We start from the raw sequence: 22277 nt of genomic DNA on the forward strand, positions 1-22277 counted from the left end.
GAGGAAATAGGATTATGGAATTGGTTGATACATGTATTCAAAATGGGCTGGTTTTGAATGTTTTCACAAGAGAGTTTGAACCTAATACATTATGGATTAAAGCAGGTCGCATTGTGTCTGTTGGTGAAAGTGAAACCTTAAAAGCGAGTCAAACAATTGATGCAAAAAATCAATATTTAGTACCTGGATTTATTGATGCACATGTGCATATTGAAAGTGCCATGGTTTCACCTAGTGAGCTTGCAAAAGTACTTCTAAAACACGGTGTAACAACGATTGTGACTGACCCACATGAAATTGGTAACGTGATGGGGACACAGGGAATTGAGTATATGATTGAAGACGCTCGACAAACACCACTTGATGTTAAGTTTATGTTGCCATCATCTGTTCCTTGTGTGCCTTTTGATCATAGTGGGGCAGTTTTAAACGCGAAAGATTTAAAACCGTTATACCGTTATCCAGAAGTTAATGGGCTAGCTGAGGTTATGGACTTTCCCGCAGTGGCAAGCCAAAGTCATGAAATTATGCAAAAAATCAAAGATGCACAAGATGAAGGTTACCATGCTGATGGTCACGGTGCGGGATTAACACCAGAACAATTAGATATTTACCGTCAAGTTGGCATTGATACAGATCATGAAGCTACAAGCGTCCAAGAAGTTAAAGACCGTTTAAGTGCTGGATACTATGTGTTCTTGCGTGAAGGAACCGTTGAGCGAGATATTAAAAATACAATTGGTGCTGTTACCGAATCAAACGCACAGCGTTTAGCTTTTTGTACAGACGACAAACTAATCACTGATTTAGATAGAGAAGGTTCAATTGATTACTGCATTAAATTGGCTATTCAACATGGCGTTCGACCTGAAACAGCCTTTACTATGGCAAGCTTCAATGCGGCTAAAGCACACAAGTTAACCAACTCAGGTGCTTTAGCTACTGGATATCAAGCTGACATTGTTTTCTTGAATGATTTAGAACAAGTTGATATTGACCACGTTATGAAAAACGGTGAAATTTTAGCAGAACCAACAACACAACCAGCTCTATTCTCAGAATCAACCGTTCACCACCATTTCCAATTAGAAGACTTAAAAATGCCTTTACACAGTGATTACTGCAATGTGATCCAAATTCAGCCTAATCACATTGTGACAGATCATTTGAAAACATCTGTTAAATTAAATGATGGCCATTTTGAACAAGATATTGACCAAGATATTTTGAAAATGGTTGTCATTGAACGTCACAATAATCTAGGAACTTATGGTTTAGGCCTAGTTAAAGGATTTGAAATTCAAAATGGTGCTGTAGCCATTACAGTTGCTCACGATTCACATAATTTAGTGGCAGTTGGAAGCGATGATGAATCAATTAATAAAGCCATCCAAGAAGTAACCCAATCGGGTGGTGGAATTGCCGTGACTCAAAATGGTGAAGTGTTGAGTTCAATGCCGCTTGAAATTGCTGGATTAATGTCAGCTAAGCCTTATCAAGAAGCGGAAAAAGACTTAGATTTAGTCAATGCCGCTTATCAAAAAATCAGTACTAATCGTGTATTTGATCCATTTATCACATTATCCTTTTTAACACTTCCTGTTATTCCATCTATCAAGTTGACTGATCAAGGTCTGTACGACTTTAATCAGCAAAAATTTATTTCAGTTGAAGCTGATTAAGATAAAATCAAAACTTTCCTTTCTTTTTAATAGCAAGGATGTTATTATCAATACAAGCACAAAACAAGTTAGAACCTTTAATGTTGGCCAGAGAGTCACAAAGGTCTTATGATAATAACCAAGAAGCAGGAACACAATTTTAGCGGAAGTGGATTTAGGCACGGTATTAAGCCAAGATTCACACCCAATTTTTACCACAATAACCTGCATTCATCATTAAGACTAGACTTTTAGACTCTTTGGAAATTTCCAAAGAGTCTTTTTTATTGGTTTTGATTCTGTGATTAATAAAGATTACTTCAGTGAGGGTAAATTAATTAGGAGGCAGAAAATGACAACGCATTTTGTCAATATGAATGAGTATTCAAAAACTCAAATAACCAATTTAATTAAATTAAGCGAAAAGTTCAAATCAGGACTGCAAATAAAACTTAAACGTCCAGTTTATGCCGCTAACTTATTTTTTGAAAACAGCACACGAACACATGCTTCATTCTATATGGCTGAGCAGCGATTAGGTATCAACGTTTTGGATCTGAACATGGCTACTAGTTCAACCCAAAAAGGCGAGTCTTTAGAAGATACTGTTAAAACACTTCAAGCATTAGGAACAGATATTGAAGTCATCCGTCATAGTCAAGATGGCTGGTATGAAGGGATGGCAGCAGATAAAAGTTTGAAGACCTCGTTAGTGAACGGCGGTGATGGTTCTGGACAGCATCCATCTCAATGTTTGTTAGACCTAATGACAATTCACGAAGAGTTCGATAGTTTTGAGGGACTCAATGTTGGCATTATTGGTGATTTAGCTCACTCGCGTGTTGCTAAATCAGATGCGCAACTATTACACAAATTAGGTGCTAACCTTTATTTTTCAGGACCAAAAGAATGGTATGACAAAACGTTTGATCAATACGGCCAATATGTTGAAAATGTTGATTCATTGATTGAAAAATTAGATGTGGTGATGCTATTACGTGTTCAACTTGAACGACTTAACAAAAATTCAGTCAAACAGTTTAAAGCACTGGACTATCATAATCAGTTTGGCCTAACTAAAGAAAGATTTGAAAAAGCAGCGCCTCATGCAATTATTATGCACCCAGCCCCCGTTAACCGCGGTGTCGAAATCGATTCTGACTTAGTAGAAGCCACTCAGTCACGAATTTTTAAGCAAATGGCAAACGGTGTTTTTGCAAGAATGGCAATACTGGCAAGTCTACTTAATGAAAATGGGTTATTACAGGAGGAATTGAACATTGACTAAATCAACTTTGATAAAAAATGTGATACTAGATGGAACATCAACAGCGATTCTAATCGAAGACGGTATTATTAAACAGCTCGCACCTACTATTGCAGAAAAAGCAGAAATGACCGTCATTGATGGGCAACAAAACACGGTTTTGCCAGGGTTGATTGATGTTCATGTTCACTTTCGTGAACCAGGGCTAACCTATAAAGAGACTATCGAAACAGGAACAAAAGCAGCAGCACATGGTGGATTTACAACTGTTTTTGCCATGCCAAATGTTAAACCAGTTGTAGATAATCCAAAATCCCTGCAGCATATGTTTGACTTAAATGAACGAGACAGCGTGGTAAAGACATTGCAATATGCGGCTATTTCAAGCAATCTTAGCGCATTAGATAACACTGATATTTCTAAAATGGCTGAAATGGGCGCTATTGGATTTACAAATGATGGTTGTGGGGTTCAACAAGCTAACATTATGTATGAAGCTATGCTTAAAGCAAAAGAAGTTCAAAAACCCATCATCGCTCATGTTGAAGATAATAGCTTAACTAATAAAGGCGTGATGAACGAAGGGGAAAGTTCAAGAAAGCTTAACTTACCGGGGATTAACAGCCTAAGTGAGTCTTCACAATTAGCGAGAGACTTGGTTTTGGCACATCACACAGGTGTGCATTATCATGTTGCTCATATTTCAACAAAAGAATCAGTTGAATTAGTCAGAATCGCTAAACAAATGGGCGTTCACGTGACTGCTGAAGTTTCGCCACACCACTTATTACTTGATGATTCAATGGTTGAAAACGATAACCCAATGATGAAAATGAACCCACCACTGCGATCAAAAGCAGACCGAAAAGCACTAATTGCAGGACTAATTGATGGCACTATTGACATGATTGCCACGGATCATGCACCTCATAGTGAAGAAGAAAAACAAGGCAGTATGCTAGAAGCAGCCTTTGGTATTGTTGGAATTGAAACATCATTTAGCTTGATTTATACCAAATTTGTCAAAAGCGGATTAGTTGATTTGAATACGCTAATCAATTGGATGTCAAAGAATCCCGCAAAAGCATTCAATATTTCAGGAGGCCGACTAGCAGTCGGACAACCAGCAGATTTGACTATTATGGATTTAGACAAACAGTATGAGATTCAAGCAAAAGACTTCCTATCTAAAGGAACGAATACACCATTTTTAGGATGGCAAGTTTTTGGACAGACAAAATATACAGTTGTTGACGGTAAAGTTGTTTATAAAGGTTAAGTTCAGGGGGTAAAGGTAATGAAGAAATATTTAGTTTTAGAAGATGGCAGCGTTTATACAGGTGAAAGCTTTGGTTCTACTCAAGATGTTTATGCAGAGCTTGTGTTTAACACAGGAATGACCGGTTACCAAGAAACTATCACGGATAACAGTTATCAAGGTCAAATTGTCAATTTCACTTATCCATTGATTGGTAATTACGGCATTAACTTACAAGATTCAGAAGCGGATAAACCTGCGGCTTCAGCGATTATCGTACACGAATTAGCACGTCGGATTGGTAATAAAAGAGCAGATATGACGCTACAAGAATACGCTAATCAACATGAATTACCAGGATTAATGGGGATTGATACACGTGAATTAACACAAAAAATTAGAGACTATGGGTCAATGAAAGCCGTTATCGTATCAGAAATTAATCAAGCTAAACTTGAAGCGATTTTTAAAACACCGCTTAACAACACCTTTAAAAACAGCAGTCAAAAAGGTGAAGCACTTGATCAAAATACAGGACATACGGTTGCGGTTATCAACTTTGGCATTAAAGATTCTATCATTAAAGCACTACAAGAACGCCACCTACACGTTATCTTATTTCCTTACACCACAACTTTTGAAGAAGTCAAAGCGGTTAATCCAGCTGGTATCTTACTATCGAATGGACCAGGTGACCCGACAAACTACAAGCAAGCATTACCTTTAATTAGACAACTACAAGAAAATTATCCACTCATGGGTATTTGCTTAGGACACCAATTATTTGCCTTAGCTAATGGCGCTACGACTTACAAAATGAAGTATGGTCATCGTGGCTTCAACCATGCCGTTTCAGATTTTGAAACAGGTCAATCAAACTTTACTTCTCAAAACCACAGTTACGCTGTTGCAGAAGAGTCTGTCCAAAACACTTACTTACAAGTCACACAAAAAGAAGTCAATGACCACACGGTTGAAGGATTGAAATTGATGAATCGTCCTGCATTTTCTGTTCAATACCACCCCGATGCTTGTCCTGGCCCACACGATGCAGCGTACATGTTTGATCGTTTTGCCAAAATGATGACAAAAGCCGAAAGGAGATTACAACATGCCTAAGCGTCAAGATATTCAAAAGATTTTAGTGGTGGGATCAGGTCCTATCATTATTGGTCAGGCTGCAGAGTTTGATTATTCTGGTTCACAAGCTTGTTTATCACTGAAAGAAGATGGGTATGAGGTTGTTTTGATTAACTCAAACCCGGCTACCATTATGACTGACCACGACATTGCAGATAAAGTCTACATTGAACCAATCACGCTTGATTTCGTGACAAAAGTAATCGAAAAAGAGCGTCCAGATGCAATTTTAGCCACTTTAGGTGGACAAACAGGACTTAACATGGCTAAAGAACTGAGTGATGCTGGAGTATTAAGCCAGTATAATGTAGAAGTTTTAGGGATTAACTTACAGACTATTGAAGAAGCAGAAGACCGGGATAAGTTTAAACAATTGATGGACCGCTTACATGAACCCGTGCCAGAATCTGCGATTGCCAATACCTTAACTGAAGCCAAAGCAATCGCTCGTCAAATTGACTACCCACTTGTGATTAGACCGGCTTATACGCTGGGTGGAACAGGTGGTGGATTCGCCCATAGTGATAAAGAACTTGAAGAGATTGTCACGAATGGGCTTGAGTTGTCACCGGTTAATCAAGTTTTAGTTGAAAAATCGATCTCGGGATTTAAAGAAATTGAGTTTGAAGTGATGCGTGATCACGAAGATAATACTCTAATTGTAGCTTCAATGGAAAACATTGACCCTGTCGGCGTTCACACAGGTGATTCAATTGTCACATCACCTGTTCAAACACTATCTGATCGTGAATATCAAATGATGCGTGATGCAGCGATTAAAATTATTAAAGCCCTCAAAATTGAAGGGGGCTGTAACGTTCAAATGGCGCTTGATCCAAGTAGCTTACAATACTACATTATTGAAGTTAATCCGCGAGTATCGCGTTCTTCAGCCCTAGCATCCAAAGCAACCGGCTATCCAATCGCCAAAATCGCCGCCAAAATTGCGGTTGGCTATTCGCTTAATGAAATTACCAATCCTATTACCAAAACAACGGTTACGAACTTTGAACCCGCTATGGACTATGTGGTTACCAAAATTCCAAGATGGCCCTTTGATAAGTTCCCAACAGCTGACAATACCTTAGGAACTCAGATGAAAGCAACCGGAGAAGTCATGGCAATTGGACGTAACTTTGAAGAATCCATCCAAAAAGCGATTCGTTCTCTTGAAATTGACATCACCGGGATTGAAGAAATCGACTATCAAGATGTGTCAACGGCAGACTTGATGCGCAAGCTCAACCCAGCTACGGATGACCGTTTGTTTATCTTGTTTGAACTGTTGAGTCGTGGCGTTGATATTGATGAACTAGCAGACTTAACACAAATTAATGTTTTCTTCTTAGACAAGCTACTTCATATTTTAGAAATCGCAAGTGACCTTAAAGCAAATCCAACAGACGTGAAAGTCTTAACAATGGCTAAACAAAATGGATTTACGGATAAAACAATTGCTTATTATACTCAGTCAACACCTGATGAAGTACGTCAACTTAGAAAAGAAGCTGGTATCGTACCCGTTTACAAGATGGTTGATACAGTGGCGGGTGAGTTTGAATCTAAAACACCTTATTATTACTCAACTTATGATCACAAGAATGAATCACAATCTTCTGATAAAAAATCAGTGCTAGTACTAGGTTCAGGCCCTATTAGAATTGGACAGGGTGTGGAATTTGATTACGCAACTGTTCACAGCGTTAAAGCTATTCAAAAACTAGGATACGAAGCGATTATTGTTAATTCAAATCCCGAAACCGTTTCAACAGACTTCTCAATTTCAGACAAATTATACTTTGAGCCACTTGATTTAGAAGATATTTTAAACATTATTGACCTTGAACAACCACTAGGTGTTGTTGTCCAGTTTGGGGGACAAACCAGTATTAATTTGGCCAAAAAGCTACAGGATTATGGCGTTAATATTTTAGGAACAACGGTTGATGATATTAATCGAGCTGAAGATCGTGACTTGTTCAACCAAGTTATCAAAAACTCACAACTGGCACAACCTGCTGGTAGTACCGCAACAACGATTGAAGAAGCGGTCAAAATTGCCAATGAATTATCCTATCCAGTACTCGTTCGCCCTTCTTATGTGCTAGGTGGCCGTGGAATGGAAGTTGTACAATCAGATAAAGAACTCATTAACTACATGACAAAAGCAGTTGCTGTTTCGCATGATCACTCGGTTTTAATTGACTCGTATCTTGAAGGATTTGAAGCGGAAGTAGATGTTTTATCTGATGGCGAAACCGCGGTCATACCAGGAATTATGGAACATATTGAAAGAGCGGGTGTTCATTCTGGAGATTCTATGGCGGTTTATCCAACACAACGACTATCACAATCAGTCAAAGACCAGATGACAACTGCCTCTATCAAGTTAGCTAAAGAATTAAAAATCGTAGGTATGATGAATATCCAATTCGTCATTAAAGATGAAGTTGCTTACGTGATTGAAGTCAATCCTCGTGCGTCAAGAACTGTGCCCTTTATTTCAAAAATCACTAATACGTTATTAGCTCAACTTGCCACTCAAGTGATGCTAGGCCAAAAATTAGTTGATTTAGGCTTTGAAGATGGTGTATTGCCTGAAAGTCAGTTATTCCATGTTAAAGCGCCGGTGTTCAGCTTCAATAAAATACACAACATTAATACGTTATTAGGACCTGAAATGAAGTCGACAGGTGAAGTTATGGGAACAGGAAAGACTTATCAAGACGCATTATACAAAGCTTTTGTCGGTGGTGGGACTAAGATTTTGAAAGATGCGACAGTCTTACTGGCTATGGATCCAACTAACCAAAAAGCGTTAGTGACAACTGCCCAAGCCTTTATCCAAAAAGGATTCAAGCTACTTGCCATTGAAAGTAACCATGATATTTTGACTCAAGCAAAAATCGTGTCTGAACTAGCACAAACACAAGAATTAACGACAGATGCATTAGCTTATTTACGTCAAAAAGACGTGGGAATCGTCATCAATACTTGTGAAAACGTTGACTTAGATTCAAAAGAAAATCGCCTAATTAGAGGTGCTGCTATCGAAGATAATTTAAGTTTATTCACAGCCCTTGATACGGTTAACGCCTACTTATCCATCCTAGATACTAATATTGACCAACTAGAAGTGACAGAAGTTTACTAAAGGAGCACACATATGACTAACCGTTTACACGCAACTATTGCAGATAATCATTTTAATGGTGTTTTAGCTAATGCCTCAGGTGTACATTGCCAAACAAAAGAAGAATTAGATGAACTGCTGAACTCACCCGAAGTCGCAACTGCTGTGACCAAAAGTTCAACAAAAGAAGTAAGAGAAGGTAATCCAAGACCTTCTTACTACGAATTTGAACAAGGTTCCATTAACTCAATGGGGCTACCAAACAACGGGTTAGATTATTATCTGGACTATGTTAGCCAAGATCACTCGCAAAAGCCAGTGATTTTATCCGTTGCTAGCTTGTCTATGGAAGAGGGTATTGAGTTACTTCAACGCGTTCAAGATTCGGATTTTCAAGGGATTACAGAGTTTAATTTATCTTGTCCCAATGTTGTGGGTAAGCCACAAGTTGCTTATGATTTTGTAGCTACTAAGAATATTTTGACCGAAGTTTTTAAATTCTTCAAAAAACCACTAGGTGTCAAACTCCCACCATTCTTTGACTTTGCGCATTTTGACCAAATGGCAGCTATTTTAAATCAGTTCCCACTGTCACATATTAACTCAGTTAACTCAATTGGAAATGGTCTATATGTTGATGTAGAAACTGAATCATCAGTTATCAAACCCAAAAAAGGATTTGGCGGTCTTGGTGGTGCAATAATTTTACCAACAGCATTAGCGAACGTTCGTGCATTTCGTGAACGATTAAATGATGATATTAAAATCATTGGAACAGGTGGGGTAACCAGCGGTGAAGATGTTTTTGCTCACATTTTATGCGGCGCAGACTTAGTTTCCATCGGAACTGAGTTACAACGACAAGGGATTGGCTTATTCAAAAAATTGAATCAAGAGTTACTAGCTATTATGGATGACAAAGGCTATCAAAGTGTTGATGATTTTAAAGGAAAGTTGAAGTCAATGTAAAAAAATAAGAGATCAAATTGATCTCTTATTTTTTTTGATTATTTTTAGTCCACTCAAATGCTGTCGAAATAATCGTCTCTAAGTTTGTATATCTTGGTTGCCATCCTAAAATAGTTTCCGCTTTAGTACTATCAGCCACTAATTCATCAGGATCACCACCGCGTCTAGGTGCATCTTCTGCTATAATTTCTTGTCCTGTAATTTCACGTGCTGCTTCAACAATTTCTTTAACAGTAAATCCTGTTTTAGATCCTAAATTAAAAATGTCACTTTTACCACCATTATTAAGATAACCTAGACTCAGATAATGCGCATGTACTAAATCAACAACGTGAACGTAATCTCTAACGTTATAACCATCGCGTGTATTATAGTCATTTCCAAACATTTGCACTTTATCACGAACACCATCAGCAGCTTCCAAAACAATAGGAATCAGATGCGTTTCTGGATTGTGATCTTCGCCTAACTTACCGTCTAAACTAGCACCAGCCACGTTAAAGTAACGTAAAGCTACATAACTAATGCCATAAGCTTGTTCAGCCCACTTCATAATTTGTTCCATCATTAATTTACTTTGCCCATATGGATTGATTGGATTGGTTGGATCAGTTTCTTTGATTGGCATTGTTTCTGGCATACCATAAACAGCCGCTGTTGAAGAAAAAATTAGTTTTTTGACATCAAATTTAACCATTACCTCTAAAAGCTTAATTAAACCATTAACATTGTTATCAAAATATTTTAGCGGATTAACAACTGATTCTGGTACCACGCTATCTGCACAAAAATGAATAACTGCTTCTATTTTTTCTTGCTCAAAAACATGACTTAAAAAGTCAGTATCGCGAATATCACCTTGATAAAATTTAGCCTGTTCATCAACAGCTTCTCGATGCCCGCGACTTAGATTATCTACGACAACAACCTCTTCATTTTTATCGACTAACTCTTTAACCATTTGGGAGCCGATATAACCGGCGCCACCTAAAACTAAAATTGCCATTATTTAATCTCCTTTTGTATCAATACATCTGTTTTATTGTAATATACCAAATTTAAAATAACAATTTTGTTTATAAATACTTAATAACGTGTTTCTACCTATTATATAGTAACTCATTTGGTCTGATTTAAAAATTTATAGTAACTTTTAAGAATTATTTTGTAAAAAATATGTAACTTCTGAAAATCAGTATTCCCGGAAGTAAAAATTAATAAAAAATAAGGTGCAAACGCACCTTATTTTAATTAGTCGAAATATATCGTTTAATTCCCTTTTGCCATAATACATATGAAAAAAGAAAGAATAAAATTGTCATGGTACTTAAAGCTATAAACATTTCAATTCCTAGTGAAATGGCAGTATCGGTTGTAACCAAATAAATTAACCCATTTGAAAGAGACAAGACTGGAACTAAATAAAGTAAGATCAATCTAATTTTTGTCGGATAAACGCCCTGCGGACGATTAGCAGAATCAATTAAATATTCAGGCACACCATTCAAGGCAGTTAAGTTTTCTTTGAAAAAAGCAACTTCTACAACAATTTGATTAATTGAAAAAACAAACAAAATACCAATGATATAAAATAAGCCGACCAACAACCACTGTGTCAATCCAAGATGAAATTTAGCCATTAAGAAGCACGTTGCAGGTAAGTAAATTATCAAGTTCATTAAACTTGGGAAATCCAATTTACCAAATGCATAATAAAAGTAAGAATTTACAGGTTTCAAAAAAACATGGTCTAAATTGCCTGATACAATATTATCTGCTAAATTCTCATGCGCACCAATAAACAAAAACTGATAAGTCGATGTTATACAAGACAATGACATAATCATTACAAGATATTGATCCTGGCTCAATCCCCCTATATCAGAACTAAATGAATAATAAATAGTTCCCGCCAAAAGTTCAACGATTGTAAAAATAAACCCAAACAAAGTAACTAAGACGGAGGTCGTGCGATAAGTGATGAATTCTTTAAAACTTTGCTTAGCTAAAATGCCATAAAGTTTTAGTGTCATACGCCCACTCCTTCGAATCTAGCTAACCCTCTTTTAAATAAATAGTTAGAGATAATCTTAAAAATCACACACCAAATAACTAGCGTCATAATATAGCTTACAAAGCGCTCACTATTGTGACTTTCTTTGATAAATAGTTCAACGAAATCACTAGAGACTAACGAAATCGGTGAAAAACGAAAAATTTGATAAATGGCACTAGATAAAACATCTAGAGGAAATAATAATCCGCCAAAAAACATATAGAGCGCACTAATGATAGGTCTTAGTGGCCAAATTTGGATTAGCCAAAAAGCTAACGTACCCATAATAAACATTAATTCATGCCAAACAATTAAACTTAAAATAAGATAAAGCACTAAACTGAGTGTAATTAGTATATTTAACTGTGTTACGGCCAACATGAGAACGACAAGCAAAATAAATGGACTACTACTGCCCAAAAATATCGCAAAACTATTTGTTTTGATATTAACGGGTCTTAATAATAACGTATTCAATTGCCCAGATTTAATATTACTAGCTAAATCAAAAAGGGGGCTAAATGTAAACACGAAAGACAATAGCGCTGTTAGTAGTAAATATTGCAACATTTGAGACTGTGTATACCCATTAATTACTGTCTCTTGAGAACTTTTGTAAATGGCAATCCACATCAAAAATGATAACCCGAGTTGAATTGCTCGAGATAGCAATGAAATAAAAAAGTTAGTTTTGTAAGTTAGTAAACTCAATAAACTTGTTTTCGCACTAGCTAAATATTTCAAAATATTAATCCTTTCTTTGATTAAAAAGTTGATACAAAGTTTCTTCTAAAGAAGGGTGTTGAATATGAATATTTTGAATATCGCTTAATTTGAGTGTGATACTCGCTTTTTCATCATAATCTGAAATAGTTGTTTGATGCGTTGTATTTGTCAGTTGGGCATGATGACTACTCATAACGGGCCTTTGATGATGATGGTGATCGATCACGATTGAGGGACGTTTTAATTGTGCTTTTTCGACAAAGGTTTTAACTAAACCATCAAAAGCAATGTTCCCATTCAATAAAACCATCATACGCTCAGTCACTGCTTCAATATCTGTCATTTGATGACTAATTAACAGTACGGTAACGCCTTCCGTTTGATTAACTTTATTTATAAAATCGTGCAAAGCACGTTGGCTCACGATATCCATCCCAATAGTTGGTTCATCTAGTATAAGTAGCTCTGGACCGTGTAATAACGCCGCAATAACTTCTAATTTTGTTCTTTCACCAAGAGATAATTTGCGAACTGGAACATAAACAACTTCTTCTAGACGGAACATTTTTAAATAACGATTCAGTCTTTGCTGATAATCTATTGCATCAATTTTATAGATAGATTTCAACATTTCAAATGTATCCGCAGCTGGTAAATTCCAATTTAATTGACTTTTTTGTCCCATTACTACCCCGATTTTTGATAAAAAAGTCGCATTATTAGTATCAGGTCTTGTCCCAGCAACTTTGACCTCCCCTTCTTCAGGCTGCAAAATCCCTGTGAGCAATTTGATAATGGTTGATTTTCCTGAGCCATTAGGACCGAGTAATCCAACTTTTTCGCCTTTTTCAAGAGTAAAGGAAACGTCTTTTAGAACATCTTTTTGTTGGTATCGTCTTTTGAAAACATCAACTATGGCTGATCTTATCCCCGACTTTTTTTGATAGGTTTGATACCCATAATTAACCCGATTCATTGTAATATATGACATACTTCTCCCCTGTTAGATAAACTTTTCATTAACTTTATCATTAATTTTTAATTTATTCAACAAAAAAGAAACGAGACTCTTGAAAGAGTCTCGTTATCACATTGCTAATCCATCGTGATACCCACGTTGATAATTGTTAAATGAGCCATTTGTTAATAATTGTGAAAATTGGCCTAAACTAGGGATTTTTTCAGGATAATGATGAATTGCTTCTTGATTAGTTACTTCTTCTAAAGCTTGATCATAGCCCAGGTCATAGTCGCTTTTATGGCTATGTACTAATTGCTGTTCATACTTTAAGCGTAAATAAGCCATCTCTTGGATACAATCTCGTTCAGAATCGTTATTCTTACGATGTGTTTCTGTCATAAACTCATCACCTTTGTCTAAAATACACCAAAAATGCTGGTGCTTGTCTTTACAACGGTTATCGTAACCCTTATATTAAGATTTAACAAAAAATAACGTTCCAAAATGACAGTCATATTCCAAGTATTTGATATAGTATTACTTAAACCGTTACTAAATCACCAAAGTTTTCTTTAGTAAAAGTTTCTAAGATAGCAATATTTTCTCCTAATTCTAAAAATGTTGAATACATGAATAACTCATTATTATTGAAATAAATCGTTCGAGGAATGATACTTTGATTATCATAAAACCAATCTTCTAGTCGCATACCTCTTTGCTTCAGTAGGTTATAGCTTTGACCTTCATCTGTTATTTTCCAGTTTCTAGTATCGGTTTGAGACATCTGAATGCTGTCACGCTGTTTAATTTCAACAATATTTTTCATATTAATCCTCCGTGAACCAATTATTAATATTATAATATCATTTTTTTTTAATAAAAGTCGAGCTATTTTTAAAATATTACTTTTTCTTTAAACTTGTTATGATTTTACTTTTAAACTATCAGCATTTTTTATATACTAATTTATGTACGCGCCATTGTAATTAAATAGGATTAAAGGATGACTCATGAAGTTTTCTCATAACATCAAAAAAATTAGAACTGATAACAAACTGACTCAAGAAGATTTAGCACAATTACTAAATGTTTCACGAAAAACTATTTCAAGTTGGGAAACTGAACGAAGTTTTCCGGATATTGAGACTTTAAAAAAGCTAAGTCATCAATTTGAAATTCCAATTAATCAGTTGTTAGAACAAGATTTAACTACAAAAAAATATATTTCACACTTATTTCCAAAAAGCCATGAAAAAAGCTCGCTTAAACACTTATGCTTGGTTCAATTAATGTTTATCTTTATTGGCTATTTATCGTTACTAGAGGTTATCAATTTCCCATTAACTACCTTAATTTTACTCTTCATCACACTAGTCACTTACCACCACAGCTCGCGTAATTTTCCTGTTAACACCTTGAGAACTTATAAGCGAAACAGTTTGCTTTTTTTGATTATTTGCTTACTGACTAATTCAATTTTAGGATTTACAGGACTTGTTCAAGAGTTTATCACTAATCAGCCTAATATCTACTACTTAAATGGTGCTATTGTCGGCAAGGCAATTATGGTTATTCTGTTAAGTGTTAGTATGTACGTCTTATTTGAAATAAGACACCTCTTTTTTCACAAAAAACGCAAACCTTGATGAAATTAGGTTTGCGTTTTTTGTGTCTAAGCTCCTTAGCATTTTGAAGTTCTACTTTTCAGCTACACTTTTAAAGGTGTTTGTTTTATAGTTAAATTGTTCATTATAACGCTATTGTTCCCTTACATTTATTAGCAAGATAGCATTATTCGGGGGGTAGTCTTTTTTAAGTTTTTATAATGAAGGCCAGTTATGCTTACTATAATGTAATCGTTGAAATAGCTACAGTAAGGAACTTGTTATAAGGTTTGTTTATAGTGTTTTTATTATCGTGAACTTCTCGTTTAAAAGAATTCCACTTATAAATTTCGTAAACAGATAAAACATATTTATAATGAAGATACTATCAACTTACCTTATAAAGAAGAGACTATTATTGTTATATAATAGCCTCTTTTTTATTTTGTCAATAACAGTTATAATTAGGTGACAATGATAGTGTTAAGGAGGATTTTGTATGTGGGATTTTATTCGTGGAATTTTTGATCACTTAAAATAAAAACATTTAAAAAGCACGGACAGGTTCTGATGCTTTTTTATCATTCATACATTAATCCTAGCAAGTTAAGGAGAAATACAACAAATGAAATTATCAATCGGTACATTACAAACTTTCGATTTTTTAGGTAAACAATTTTTTAGTAAAGTGTGGAACAGTTATCAAATTGCTTTTTATTATCACGATGATTTATGGGTTGGTGAATTTGTAAGCACCAAAAATCATAATCCCAAAATGAAAACAGGTAGACAACTAATCGATAATATCCAAAAAGACAATAGTGATTTAAGCATCTATAATATGGATTTTGATTTGGATCATGAACATAAGTTTATTAATCAAACTCAAAATAACGATAATCCTGCTGTAATCGAAATTCTTGAAAAAAGAGAACAAATCCAACAATCAGAGCTTGGAATGGATACCCCTTATCAAAAAGTAGCACTTCTAAATGAAGTGTACCCACAAGCAACAGGTAGTTTCGATGTACAAATAGGTATTCACAACATTCAAAAAGCTTTACTTGAAGCTTCAAAATTATCAAAAAATATTAACCTAGGTCAATATATCATAAATGCCAAAAAGGTTGGCACAACTATTAAAGTGCCTTATATGGAAATCGATCAAGATAAGCTTGATTTCGTTGGTTTAGTTACAGTTTAAAAAGTATGGGAATGATTCCCATACTTTTTATTTGGATATTAATTTTTTTAAAAGATTTACTTAACCTACCATCTGAATGATACTTCGACTTTAATCTACAGTATAATTGACTATAGATTAAAACTTTGGAGGTTTATAATGGAAGTTATTTTACCAATTATCACTTTTTTACTGGGTATCGCAATCGTTGTTACTTATTATCTCAAAAACAAAGATGAAAAAAAGCTTATTGATTCTTTTGTAGTTAATGATGAACAAGCAAAAGCAATAAGTAAAATCATTGCTGAAACAGAAGATACCCCAAAAGCTGTCGAAACGATTCGTGATACGTATCATTTAACGACGGCTCAAGCCATTACACTATACGGACGTTTAAAGTCAAAATAAAAAACATCAGTCAATAAGACTGATGTTTTTTTGATTATAGAATATGAATACCGTGAGCTTCACATTTGTCAATCATCTCTTGTGGCCAAACACTTGTTTGAACTTCACCAATATGTGCTTTTTGTAAAAGTAACATACATAAACGAGACTGGCCGATTCCACCACCGATAGTATAAGGTAGCTCTTTGTTTAATATCTTATGATGATAAGGTAAATCAGCACGATCTGTTAAACCTGTTATTTCAAGTTGCGATTTCAAAGAGTCCTCATCAACACGAATCCCCATACTAGAAATTTCTAGTACACTTTGAAGAGGTTCAAACCAAAATAAGATATCACCATTTAATTGCCAGTCATCATAATCAGGTGCTCGACCATCATGAGGCTCACCACTATCTAATTTACCACCAATTTGCATTAAGAAGACTGCCCCAAGTTCTTTGGTAATCGCATTTTCTCTTTCTTTCGGTGTTAAATCAGGATATTTATTTTCTAGTTCTTGGGTTGAGATGAATGTGATTTCTTCTGGTAAGTCATAAACTGCATCACCATAAGTTGCTTTTAGTTGTTGTTGTGTTTGTTTAATTGCTTCAAAGATTTTTTTAACGGTTTGTTTAAGCGTTTGGGGGTTACGTTCGTCTTTTTGGATGACACGCTCCCAATCCCATTGATCGACATAAATAGAGTGAACATTGTCTAATTCTTCATCTTTACGTATAGCGTTCATATTAGTATATAAACCTGTGCCATTCTCAAAACCAAAGCGGCCTAGTGCGTTTCTTTTCCACTTAGCCAAAGAATGAACAATTTCAATGTCTTCTCCTAGAATATCTTTGATTTGAAATGAAACTGGAGATTCTACACCATTCAAATTATCATTCAATCCCGTATTCTTCAAAACAAACATTGGGGCTGAAACTCTGTTCAAATTAAGCGCATTGCCCAAATTATTTTGAAATAGCTCGCGAAGTTCTTGAATTGCTAGTTGGGTCTGTTTGACAGATAATTTTGAATCATAAGATTCTGGAATAAATAAGTCCATGTGTAAAATCTCCTTTTATATATTAGTTTGTTATTAGACTTTACCACTACAATTAATAAAAGTAAATTAAAAAATTAATTTATTATTAATTTTAATGAATTTTCCTTTTTTTAAAATAAACTAAAAAAGTGTATGATTAGGTATATCAATACTGATAAGGAGACATCTATCTATGTTAATTTTTTTAATGGGATTATTTTTCGTGATTATATTAGCTAACTTTTTAGCTAATCTTTTCCCAAAAATCCCCCAAGCTATTTGGCAAACATTACTTGGAATTGTTTTAGCTATGATTCCAAGTATGCAAAACTATGTTACCTCACTTGATCCTCAATGGTTCTTGCCGATTATTATTGCTCCCCTGCTATTTTATGAAGGCCAACAGACCACAAGAAAATATATTATTGAAAATTCAAAGGAAATCTTTCAATTATCATTTTGGCTAGCCTTTATGTGTATGGCAGCTCTAATGCTGTTCATTCATTATGCATTAGGGTGGCCATTCAGTATTGCGCTCTGCATTGCGGCAATCGTAACACCTACTGACGCAACAGCACTTGGCTCAATCAAGTCAAACTTTGAAACACCCGAAAAATTAAGTGATGATTTAGAAATGGAATCTATGTTTAATGATGCAACAGTTGTTGTCGCATTAGAATTGTCGCTGATTTGGGTCAAGACCGGACATATCAATCCAGCCGAAGGTCTACTGACATTTGCTTATGCAGCATTAGGCGGAATTGCTTTTGGGGTTATTGCTTCAGTTATCATTATATTCTTTCGTAATTACTTACTCAAAAACCACTTTAATGATTCCACCTCTCAAGTATTAATTCAATTGTTAACACCCATCTTAATTTATATCCTTGCTGAAGAAATCGGTGTTTCAGCTTTTATTGCAGTCGTTATTGCCGGAATCTTCCATCATGAAGAACAAGAACAAACCCTGTTAATGTCTTCTCAAATGACAAACCTTATGACACAGTTGTGGGATGTTCTCAGCCAAATTCTTAATGGTGTTGTCTTTGGTATTTTGGGCGTTAGTTTGGTTATTATTTTTAAAAATATCGAGTTTCTAACAGACCTTCACTACTATGAATTAATTGGTGTTAGCTTATGCGCATTATTAATCTTTTTCGTTATACGGACCTTGTTTTATTTCTATACGGGAGACGACACGCTTGATAAGCGCTTTCAATGGAAGAATGCGATTATTTTTGGGATTAGTGGCGTTCACGGGAGTGTAACACTAGCCATGGCTTTATCACTTCCAACCGTTGGCTTGCTTGACTTTAGAAATAATATTTTAGTCGTCGCTTCTTTTGTCATTGTACTTAGTTTCATTATTCCCTTATCAGTTTTACCATTCTTATTACCTGATCGAAAAATAGAACTTACAATTGACGAAATCCAAGAAGCCCATCGCGAAATTGTCCAATCTACGATTACTCACATTGACACACTGCCACTTGATAACAAGACTAAATTAAATCTAAGCCGTCGTATTCAAACCCAAACTGGATTTTCAAAACGAACACTATTTTCTCCTAAAGAATTTAAGCAAATCACAACAGATTTAAGTCACGACTATTATCTAGCTGTTCAGCAAGCATCTGTTAAAGGTCAACTCTCACCTGAAGCTATCGACTTATTCAACAGACTAAAATCAGCTCAGCAAAATAGCCAAACCTCTTTAAATGTTTTGTTCTCTTTTAGAAGAAGAAAACGTGAGTTCAAATCTCTTCAAATGGAAAACTCGCCCGAGATTACCGAAGCAAAATTAAACAAAATCAAAGATAAAATCAGTCGGATTGATAAACACCTCAAGTTTGCTAAATTACCTATATATAATAATTTATTACTAAAACGCAGAAGAAAACTTAAAACAGATTATGAATATTTATCTTATTTCAAAAAAGTGATTGTCTCTGACTCTTTAAAATCAGCTTTCACAGAATTAAAAGATGTTTTAAAACCTGTTACAGTTAAATTCTTAAAAGATTATGATTATCAAACTGAGGACAAGCAAAAAGTCATGGCTTTAAGACAGTTACTGGTTTTACAAAGTACACAAGTTGATGGCCAATTAGATTCCAAATTGTCTGAAAACCAGCATCTTATGGCATTATTACAGTATGAATTAACGGTCATCATAGACAATTACCGTAATAATAAATATAGTCAGGCTTTATTCAACCAGCTCTATGACGAAATTATTTCTGCTCAAAGTACACTACTTGCATTAGATTAATCATAAAAAAAGCACTTCGCAAAATTGCGAAGTGCTTTTTATGATCCAGCTATTAATTTTACAATTAAACTTCCTGCATACCCCACTATTATCACAAATGAAATAACAGCTAGTAGCAAGATAAGTTGACTTCTTTTTTTGCGAGGTTTTTCAAGCTCTTTAAAAAAGAGTGTCACATCAACTAATACGATAATAATAATGAATAAAATATCAAGAATAATGCTAAAAATTGTCATGTTTATTTCCCTTCTGAACAATAGTTATAGCATATCATGAGTTAGCATAATAAAAAACAACTTACAAAGTAAGTTGTTTAAGATTAAACGATTTTTAGTTTTAACTGTCCGTGTTCTACCCATTTAATAGCCAATTGAAGACGATAAACGCCATATGAAATGATAGCTGGTAATACCATTCCTACTCCAATGTAAACCATTAAATCACTGATATTTGATGAAGCTAGGTTAATTGGTGCGATAAATGAAGTTAGTCCTAGTCCTGCTAGTTGTGGTGTTGTTGTGAAACCAAAGGCAACAGTTGCAATCGGTGCACATATGATTGCTGCTACCATTGGCGGAATTGCAAGTCTTGGATTAGCTAGTAAGTTTGCAAATTGGACTTTAGGTGTAATTAGCCCTTGAGCAATGTTAGCTCCTAAGTTATTTTGGTTGAATGACATCACTGTGTAGCCTACAAATTGAGCTGTAGTTCCGATTAAGGCTGCTCCTGATGAGACAGGATCTAACATAATTGCGATAGCTAGTGCTGCAGAAGATGCAGGGGTCATCATGAAGATTGCCCAAACAACCGCAACTGCGATTGATCCTACAATAGGATTGATTGTAACTGAATCATAGATGAATTGACTCATCCAAACCAACGCTGGTGTTGTTACAGCTGCTAAGATCAGACCAGAAACTGTTCCAACTACCGTTGATGAAAGTGGTACTAACATCATATCTAAAGGTGTTTTTCCTGTTAAGTAGTTCCCTAATAAAGCGGCAATTAAACCTGCTGCAACAGCTGAAATAGGCTGACCTGAGGTAAACATTGTACTATTTCCTGCCAAAGTCATATGATGTCCTGTTGCAGTTATGGCTCCCATGCCACTTTCTGAAAAGAACACGCTATTAGCACCAATTGTCGATGAAATCATCGCACTGAAAATAACCAACGTATTACTCTTTAAACATGCCGCAATTGCGACACCAATTGCAGGGCCTAAGAGGACTTGAGAAATTGTCCCAATTTGATATAGGGCCTGAATGTTAGCCATTTTCCCGACTGATTGTAATAATAGTCCAATTCCCAAGCAGACTAAAATAGCATTAGATACCCCTGCGGAAACTTGATAAACATAATCCATCGGCTTCTTGGCCTGATTAGCTGTGTTCTCTTTCATAATGTAAAGAACTCCTTTCGTGTTGTGTTTGTTTTTTGTATTATTAGAATTACAACATGTTTTCTAATAAAAGGCAACATTTATTTTTATTTTTTTTTAATAAAAGTGTTTATTATTTATTTTAATATGATAAAAAGGTTGATAAATCAATGTTTTAAACATAAAACATTAATCTCGTAAAATGAGTTAAAATCTCATTTTCAAAACAAAAAAACCACTTATAAAAAGTGGTTTTTTTGTTTTACAGGATTTTAGTAGTATTTTATTTCGACATCGCTTTAACACTGAAATGAACATCTTCAAAGTAATTATCAAAGGTTACGCGCCATTCACCTGGTTTCACATCTACCGGTAGTAAAAAGGTGCCTGAAGAAACTTGTTCACCTTCAGATAAAGTTTTTCCTTGTTGATCAAGTTTATTTACCAACCATTTCAAAGCATTTAATGGATTTCCCAGTACTTCTGCTGAATTACCACGTGCAACTTCTCGATTATTATAAAATAATTGGCAGTTCACATTACTTAACTGACTCATTGATAGCGTTGAAGTTTCAAGTTCTTTACCATAAACAACGTATCCGCCAACAGCCGAATCTGCCATTACTAAATACTTTGATAATGCTGGGAACCAGTCTGCAAACCTGGAATCAGGTACTTCAACTCCAGGAGCCACCGTTGTTTTTGCGGCTAACTCTGCTAAACTATCTTCCGGTGACAATGCCTCCTTAGCCTTGAAAACCAATTCAACTTCAGCAAGCGGCGCCATTAAGTCTGATTTCATTTCAAGTGTTGCTCCGCTTTTGACAAAATGGCTAGCGACTTGCGCGCCATATAGCGGTTCATCTGAATCAAACATGTCTTGTGTTTGTTGGCTAGTTAGACTAACCTTATATCCCCCGAATTCTTCCCCCTTGAGTTCTGTTACTCTTTGTTGAACTCGGTAGCTGGCTGCTTCATCTGTTAAAGCTTCAGTATATTGAACCATTTGTAGTGGTTGCTTTGAGTGATAAGCCTGATACAAATCTTGAGCTACAGATTCTTCTAATTTTGATAATTTTTGTTGTCGTTCTTTTAAGTTTACAGTCATAGCAAGTTCTCCTCCATATGCTAGAACCCACTTTTAAAAACGACCAATCTTTAAAAGTGGTCTAACAAAATCTAAATTTATAATATTAATTGGACCTTCATCTGATGTGTAACTAATCGCAGATTCCAT

General features: G+C 35.2%; 20 protein-coding genes. 10 read left to right on the plus strand and 10 right to left on the minus strand.

Annotation, left to right across the window (positions count from 1 at the left end):
* Positions 1 to 14 precede the first annotated feature (14 nt).
* From ade to JNUCC80_RS06205, 6 genes are all read left to right on the plus strand, one after another.
* Positions 15 to 1682, plus strand: a complete 1668-nt coding sequence (gene ade / locus JNUCC80_RS06180) for an adenine deaminase (protein WP_454153398.1) — start codon at positions 15 to 17, stop codon at positions 1680 to 1682.
* A 331-nt stretch (positions 1683 to 2013) separates the two neighbouring features.
* Positions 2014 to 2949, plus strand: coding sequence for an aspartate carbamoyltransferase catalytic subunit (locus JNUCC80_RS06185; protein ID WP_454153400.1), 936 nt, complete (start codon positions 2014 to 2016; stop codon positions 2947 to 2949).
* A complete protein-coding gene (locus tag JNUCC80_RS06190) occupies positions 2942 to 4207 on the plus strand; it encodes a dihydroorotase (protein ID WP_454153402.1) in 1266 nt (421 codons plus the stop codon). Before JNUCC80_RS06185 ends, JNUCC80_RS06190 begins: the two co-directional genes overlap by 8 nt.
* An 18-nt stretch (positions 4208 to 4225) precedes the next feature.
* Positions 4226 to 5305: a carbamoyl phosphate synthase small subunit gene (locus JNUCC80_RS06195; protein ID WP_454153404.1), complete on the plus strand. Its 1080-nt coding sequence runs from the start codon at positions 4226 to 4228 to the stop codon at positions 5303 to 5305.
* Entirely contained in the window at positions 5298 to 8480 is a 3183-nt protein-coding gene (carB, locus tag JNUCC80_RS06200) for a carbamoyl-phosphate synthase large subunit (protein ID WP_454153406.1), read from the plus strand. The genes JNUCC80_RS06195 and carB overlap by 8 nt, the downstream gene beginning before the upstream one ends.
* A gap of 12 nt (positions 8481 to 8492) precedes the next feature.
* A complete protein-coding gene (locus JNUCC80_RS06205; protein ID WP_454153408.1) occupies positions 8493 to 9428 on the plus strand; it encodes a dihydroorotate oxidase in 936 nt (311 codons plus the stop codon).
* A gap of 25 nt (positions 9429 to 9453) precedes the next feature.
* On the opposite strand, the gene galE is transcribed toward JNUCC80_RS06205, so the two are convergent.
* The 6 genes from galE to JNUCC80_RS06235 form a co-directional block, all read right to left on the minus strand.
* Positions 9454 to 10434 carry a UDP-glucose 4-epimerase GalE gene (gene galE / locus JNUCC80_RS06210; protein WP_454153410.1) on the minus strand — a complete coding sequence of 327 codons (981 nt, stop codon included), beginning with the start codon at positions 10432 to 10434 and terminating at the stop codon, positions 9454 to 9456.
* Between the two features lie 241 nt (positions 10435 to 10675).
* Positions 10676 to 11461, minus strand: a complete 786-nt coding sequence (locus JNUCC80_RS06215; RefSeq protein WP_454153412.1) for an ABC-2 family transporter protein — start codon at positions 11459 to 11461, stop codon at positions 10676 to 10678.
* Positions 11458 to 12228 carry an ABC-2 family transporter protein gene (locus JNUCC80_RS06220; protein WP_454153414.1) on the minus strand — a complete coding sequence of 257 codons (771 nt, stop codon included), beginning with the start codon at positions 12226 to 12228 and terminating at the stop codon, positions 11458 to 11460. The genes JNUCC80_RS06215 and JNUCC80_RS06220 overlap by 4 nt, the downstream gene beginning before the upstream one ends.
* A 4-nt stretch (positions 12229 to 12232) precedes the next feature.
* A complete protein-coding gene (locus JNUCC80_RS06225) occupies positions 12233 to 13201 on the minus strand; it encodes an ABC transporter ATP-binding protein (protein WP_454153416.1) in 969 nt (322 codons plus the stop codon).
* A 96-nt stretch (positions 13202 to 13297) separates the two neighbouring features.
* Positions 13298 to 13570, minus strand: coding sequence for a hypothetical protein (locus JNUCC80_RS06230; protein ID WP_454153418.1), 273 nt, complete (start codon positions 13568 to 13570; stop codon positions 13298 to 13300).
* A gap of 142 nt (positions 13571 to 13712) precedes the next feature.
* A complete protein-coding gene (locus JNUCC80_RS06235) occupies positions 13713 to 13997 on the minus strand; it encodes a hypothetical protein (protein WP_454153420.1) in 285 nt (94 codons plus the stop codon).
* A gap of 184 nt (positions 13998 to 14181) precedes the next feature.
* Between JNUCC80_RS06235 and JNUCC80_RS06240 the strand changes: the two genes are divergently transcribed.
* The 3 genes from JNUCC80_RS06240 (at position 14182) to JNUCC80_RS06250 (ending at position 16366) form a co-directional block, all read left to right on the plus strand.
* On the plus strand, positions 14182 to 14817 hold the full coding sequence (locus tag JNUCC80_RS06240; RefSeq protein ID WP_454153422.1) for a helix-turn-helix transcriptional regulator: 636 nt from the start codon (positions 14182 to 14184) through the stop codon (positions 14815 to 14817).
* A 583-nt stretch (positions 14818 to 15400) separates the two neighbouring features.
* Positions 15401 to 15979: a hypothetical protein gene (locus tag JNUCC80_RS06245; RefSeq protein WP_454153424.1), complete on the plus strand. Its 579-nt coding sequence runs from the start codon at positions 15401 to 15403 to the stop codon at positions 15977 to 15979.
* Between the two features lie 138 nt (positions 15980 to 16117).
* Positions 16118 to 16366 (plus strand): hypothetical protein, encoded by a 249-nt coding sequence (locus JNUCC80_RS06250; RefSeq protein ID WP_454153426.1) that lies wholly within the window; start codon positions 16118 to 16120, stop codon positions 16364 to 16366.
* Positions 16367 to 16400: 34 nt separating this feature from the next.
* Here JNUCC80_RS06250 and asnA read toward each other — a convergent pair whose 3' ends face one another.
* Entirely contained in the window at positions 16401 to 17408 is a 1008-nt protein-coding gene (gene asnA, locus JNUCC80_RS06255; RefSeq protein WP_454153428.1) for an aspartate--ammonia ligase, read from the minus strand.
* Positions 17409 to 17580: 172 nt separating this feature from the next.
* Here asnA and JNUCC80_RS06260 point away from each other — a divergent pair, with 172 nt between their 5' ends.
* Positions 17581 to 19659: a cation:proton antiporter gene (locus JNUCC80_RS06260; RefSeq protein ID WP_454153430.1), complete on the plus strand. Its 2079-nt coding sequence runs from the start codon at positions 17581 to 17583 to the stop codon at positions 19657 to 19659.
* A gap of 38 nt (positions 19660 to 19697) precedes the next feature.
* On the opposite strand, the gene JNUCC80_RS06265 is transcribed toward JNUCC80_RS06260, so the two are convergent.
* The 3 genes from JNUCC80_RS06265 to JNUCC80_RS06275 all read right to left on the minus strand — a co-directional run bounded on the left by JNUCC80_RS06265 (position 19698) and on the right by JNUCC80_RS06275 (position 22148).
* Complete coding sequence (locus tag JNUCC80_RS06265) at positions 19698 to 19895, minus strand: hypothetical protein (protein ID WP_454144795.1); 198 nt, start codon at positions 19893 to 19895, stop codon at positions 19698 to 19700.
* Positions 19896 to 19978: 83 nt separating this feature from the next.
* A complete protein-coding gene (locus tag JNUCC80_RS06270; RefSeq protein WP_454153432.1) occupies positions 19979 to 21061 on the minus strand; it encodes a PTS transporter subunit IIC in 1083 nt (360 codons plus the stop codon).
* Between the two features lie 262 nt (positions 21062 to 21323).
* Positions 21324 to 22148 (minus strand): 2-keto-4-pentenoate hydratase, encoded by an 825-nt coding sequence (locus tag JNUCC80_RS06275; RefSeq protein WP_454153434.1) that lies wholly within the window; start codon positions 22146 to 22148, stop codon positions 21324 to 21326.
* Between the last annotated feature and the right edge of the window lie 129 nt (positions 22149 to 22277).

The organism is Holzapfeliella sp. JNUCC 80 (assembly GCF_053667655.1).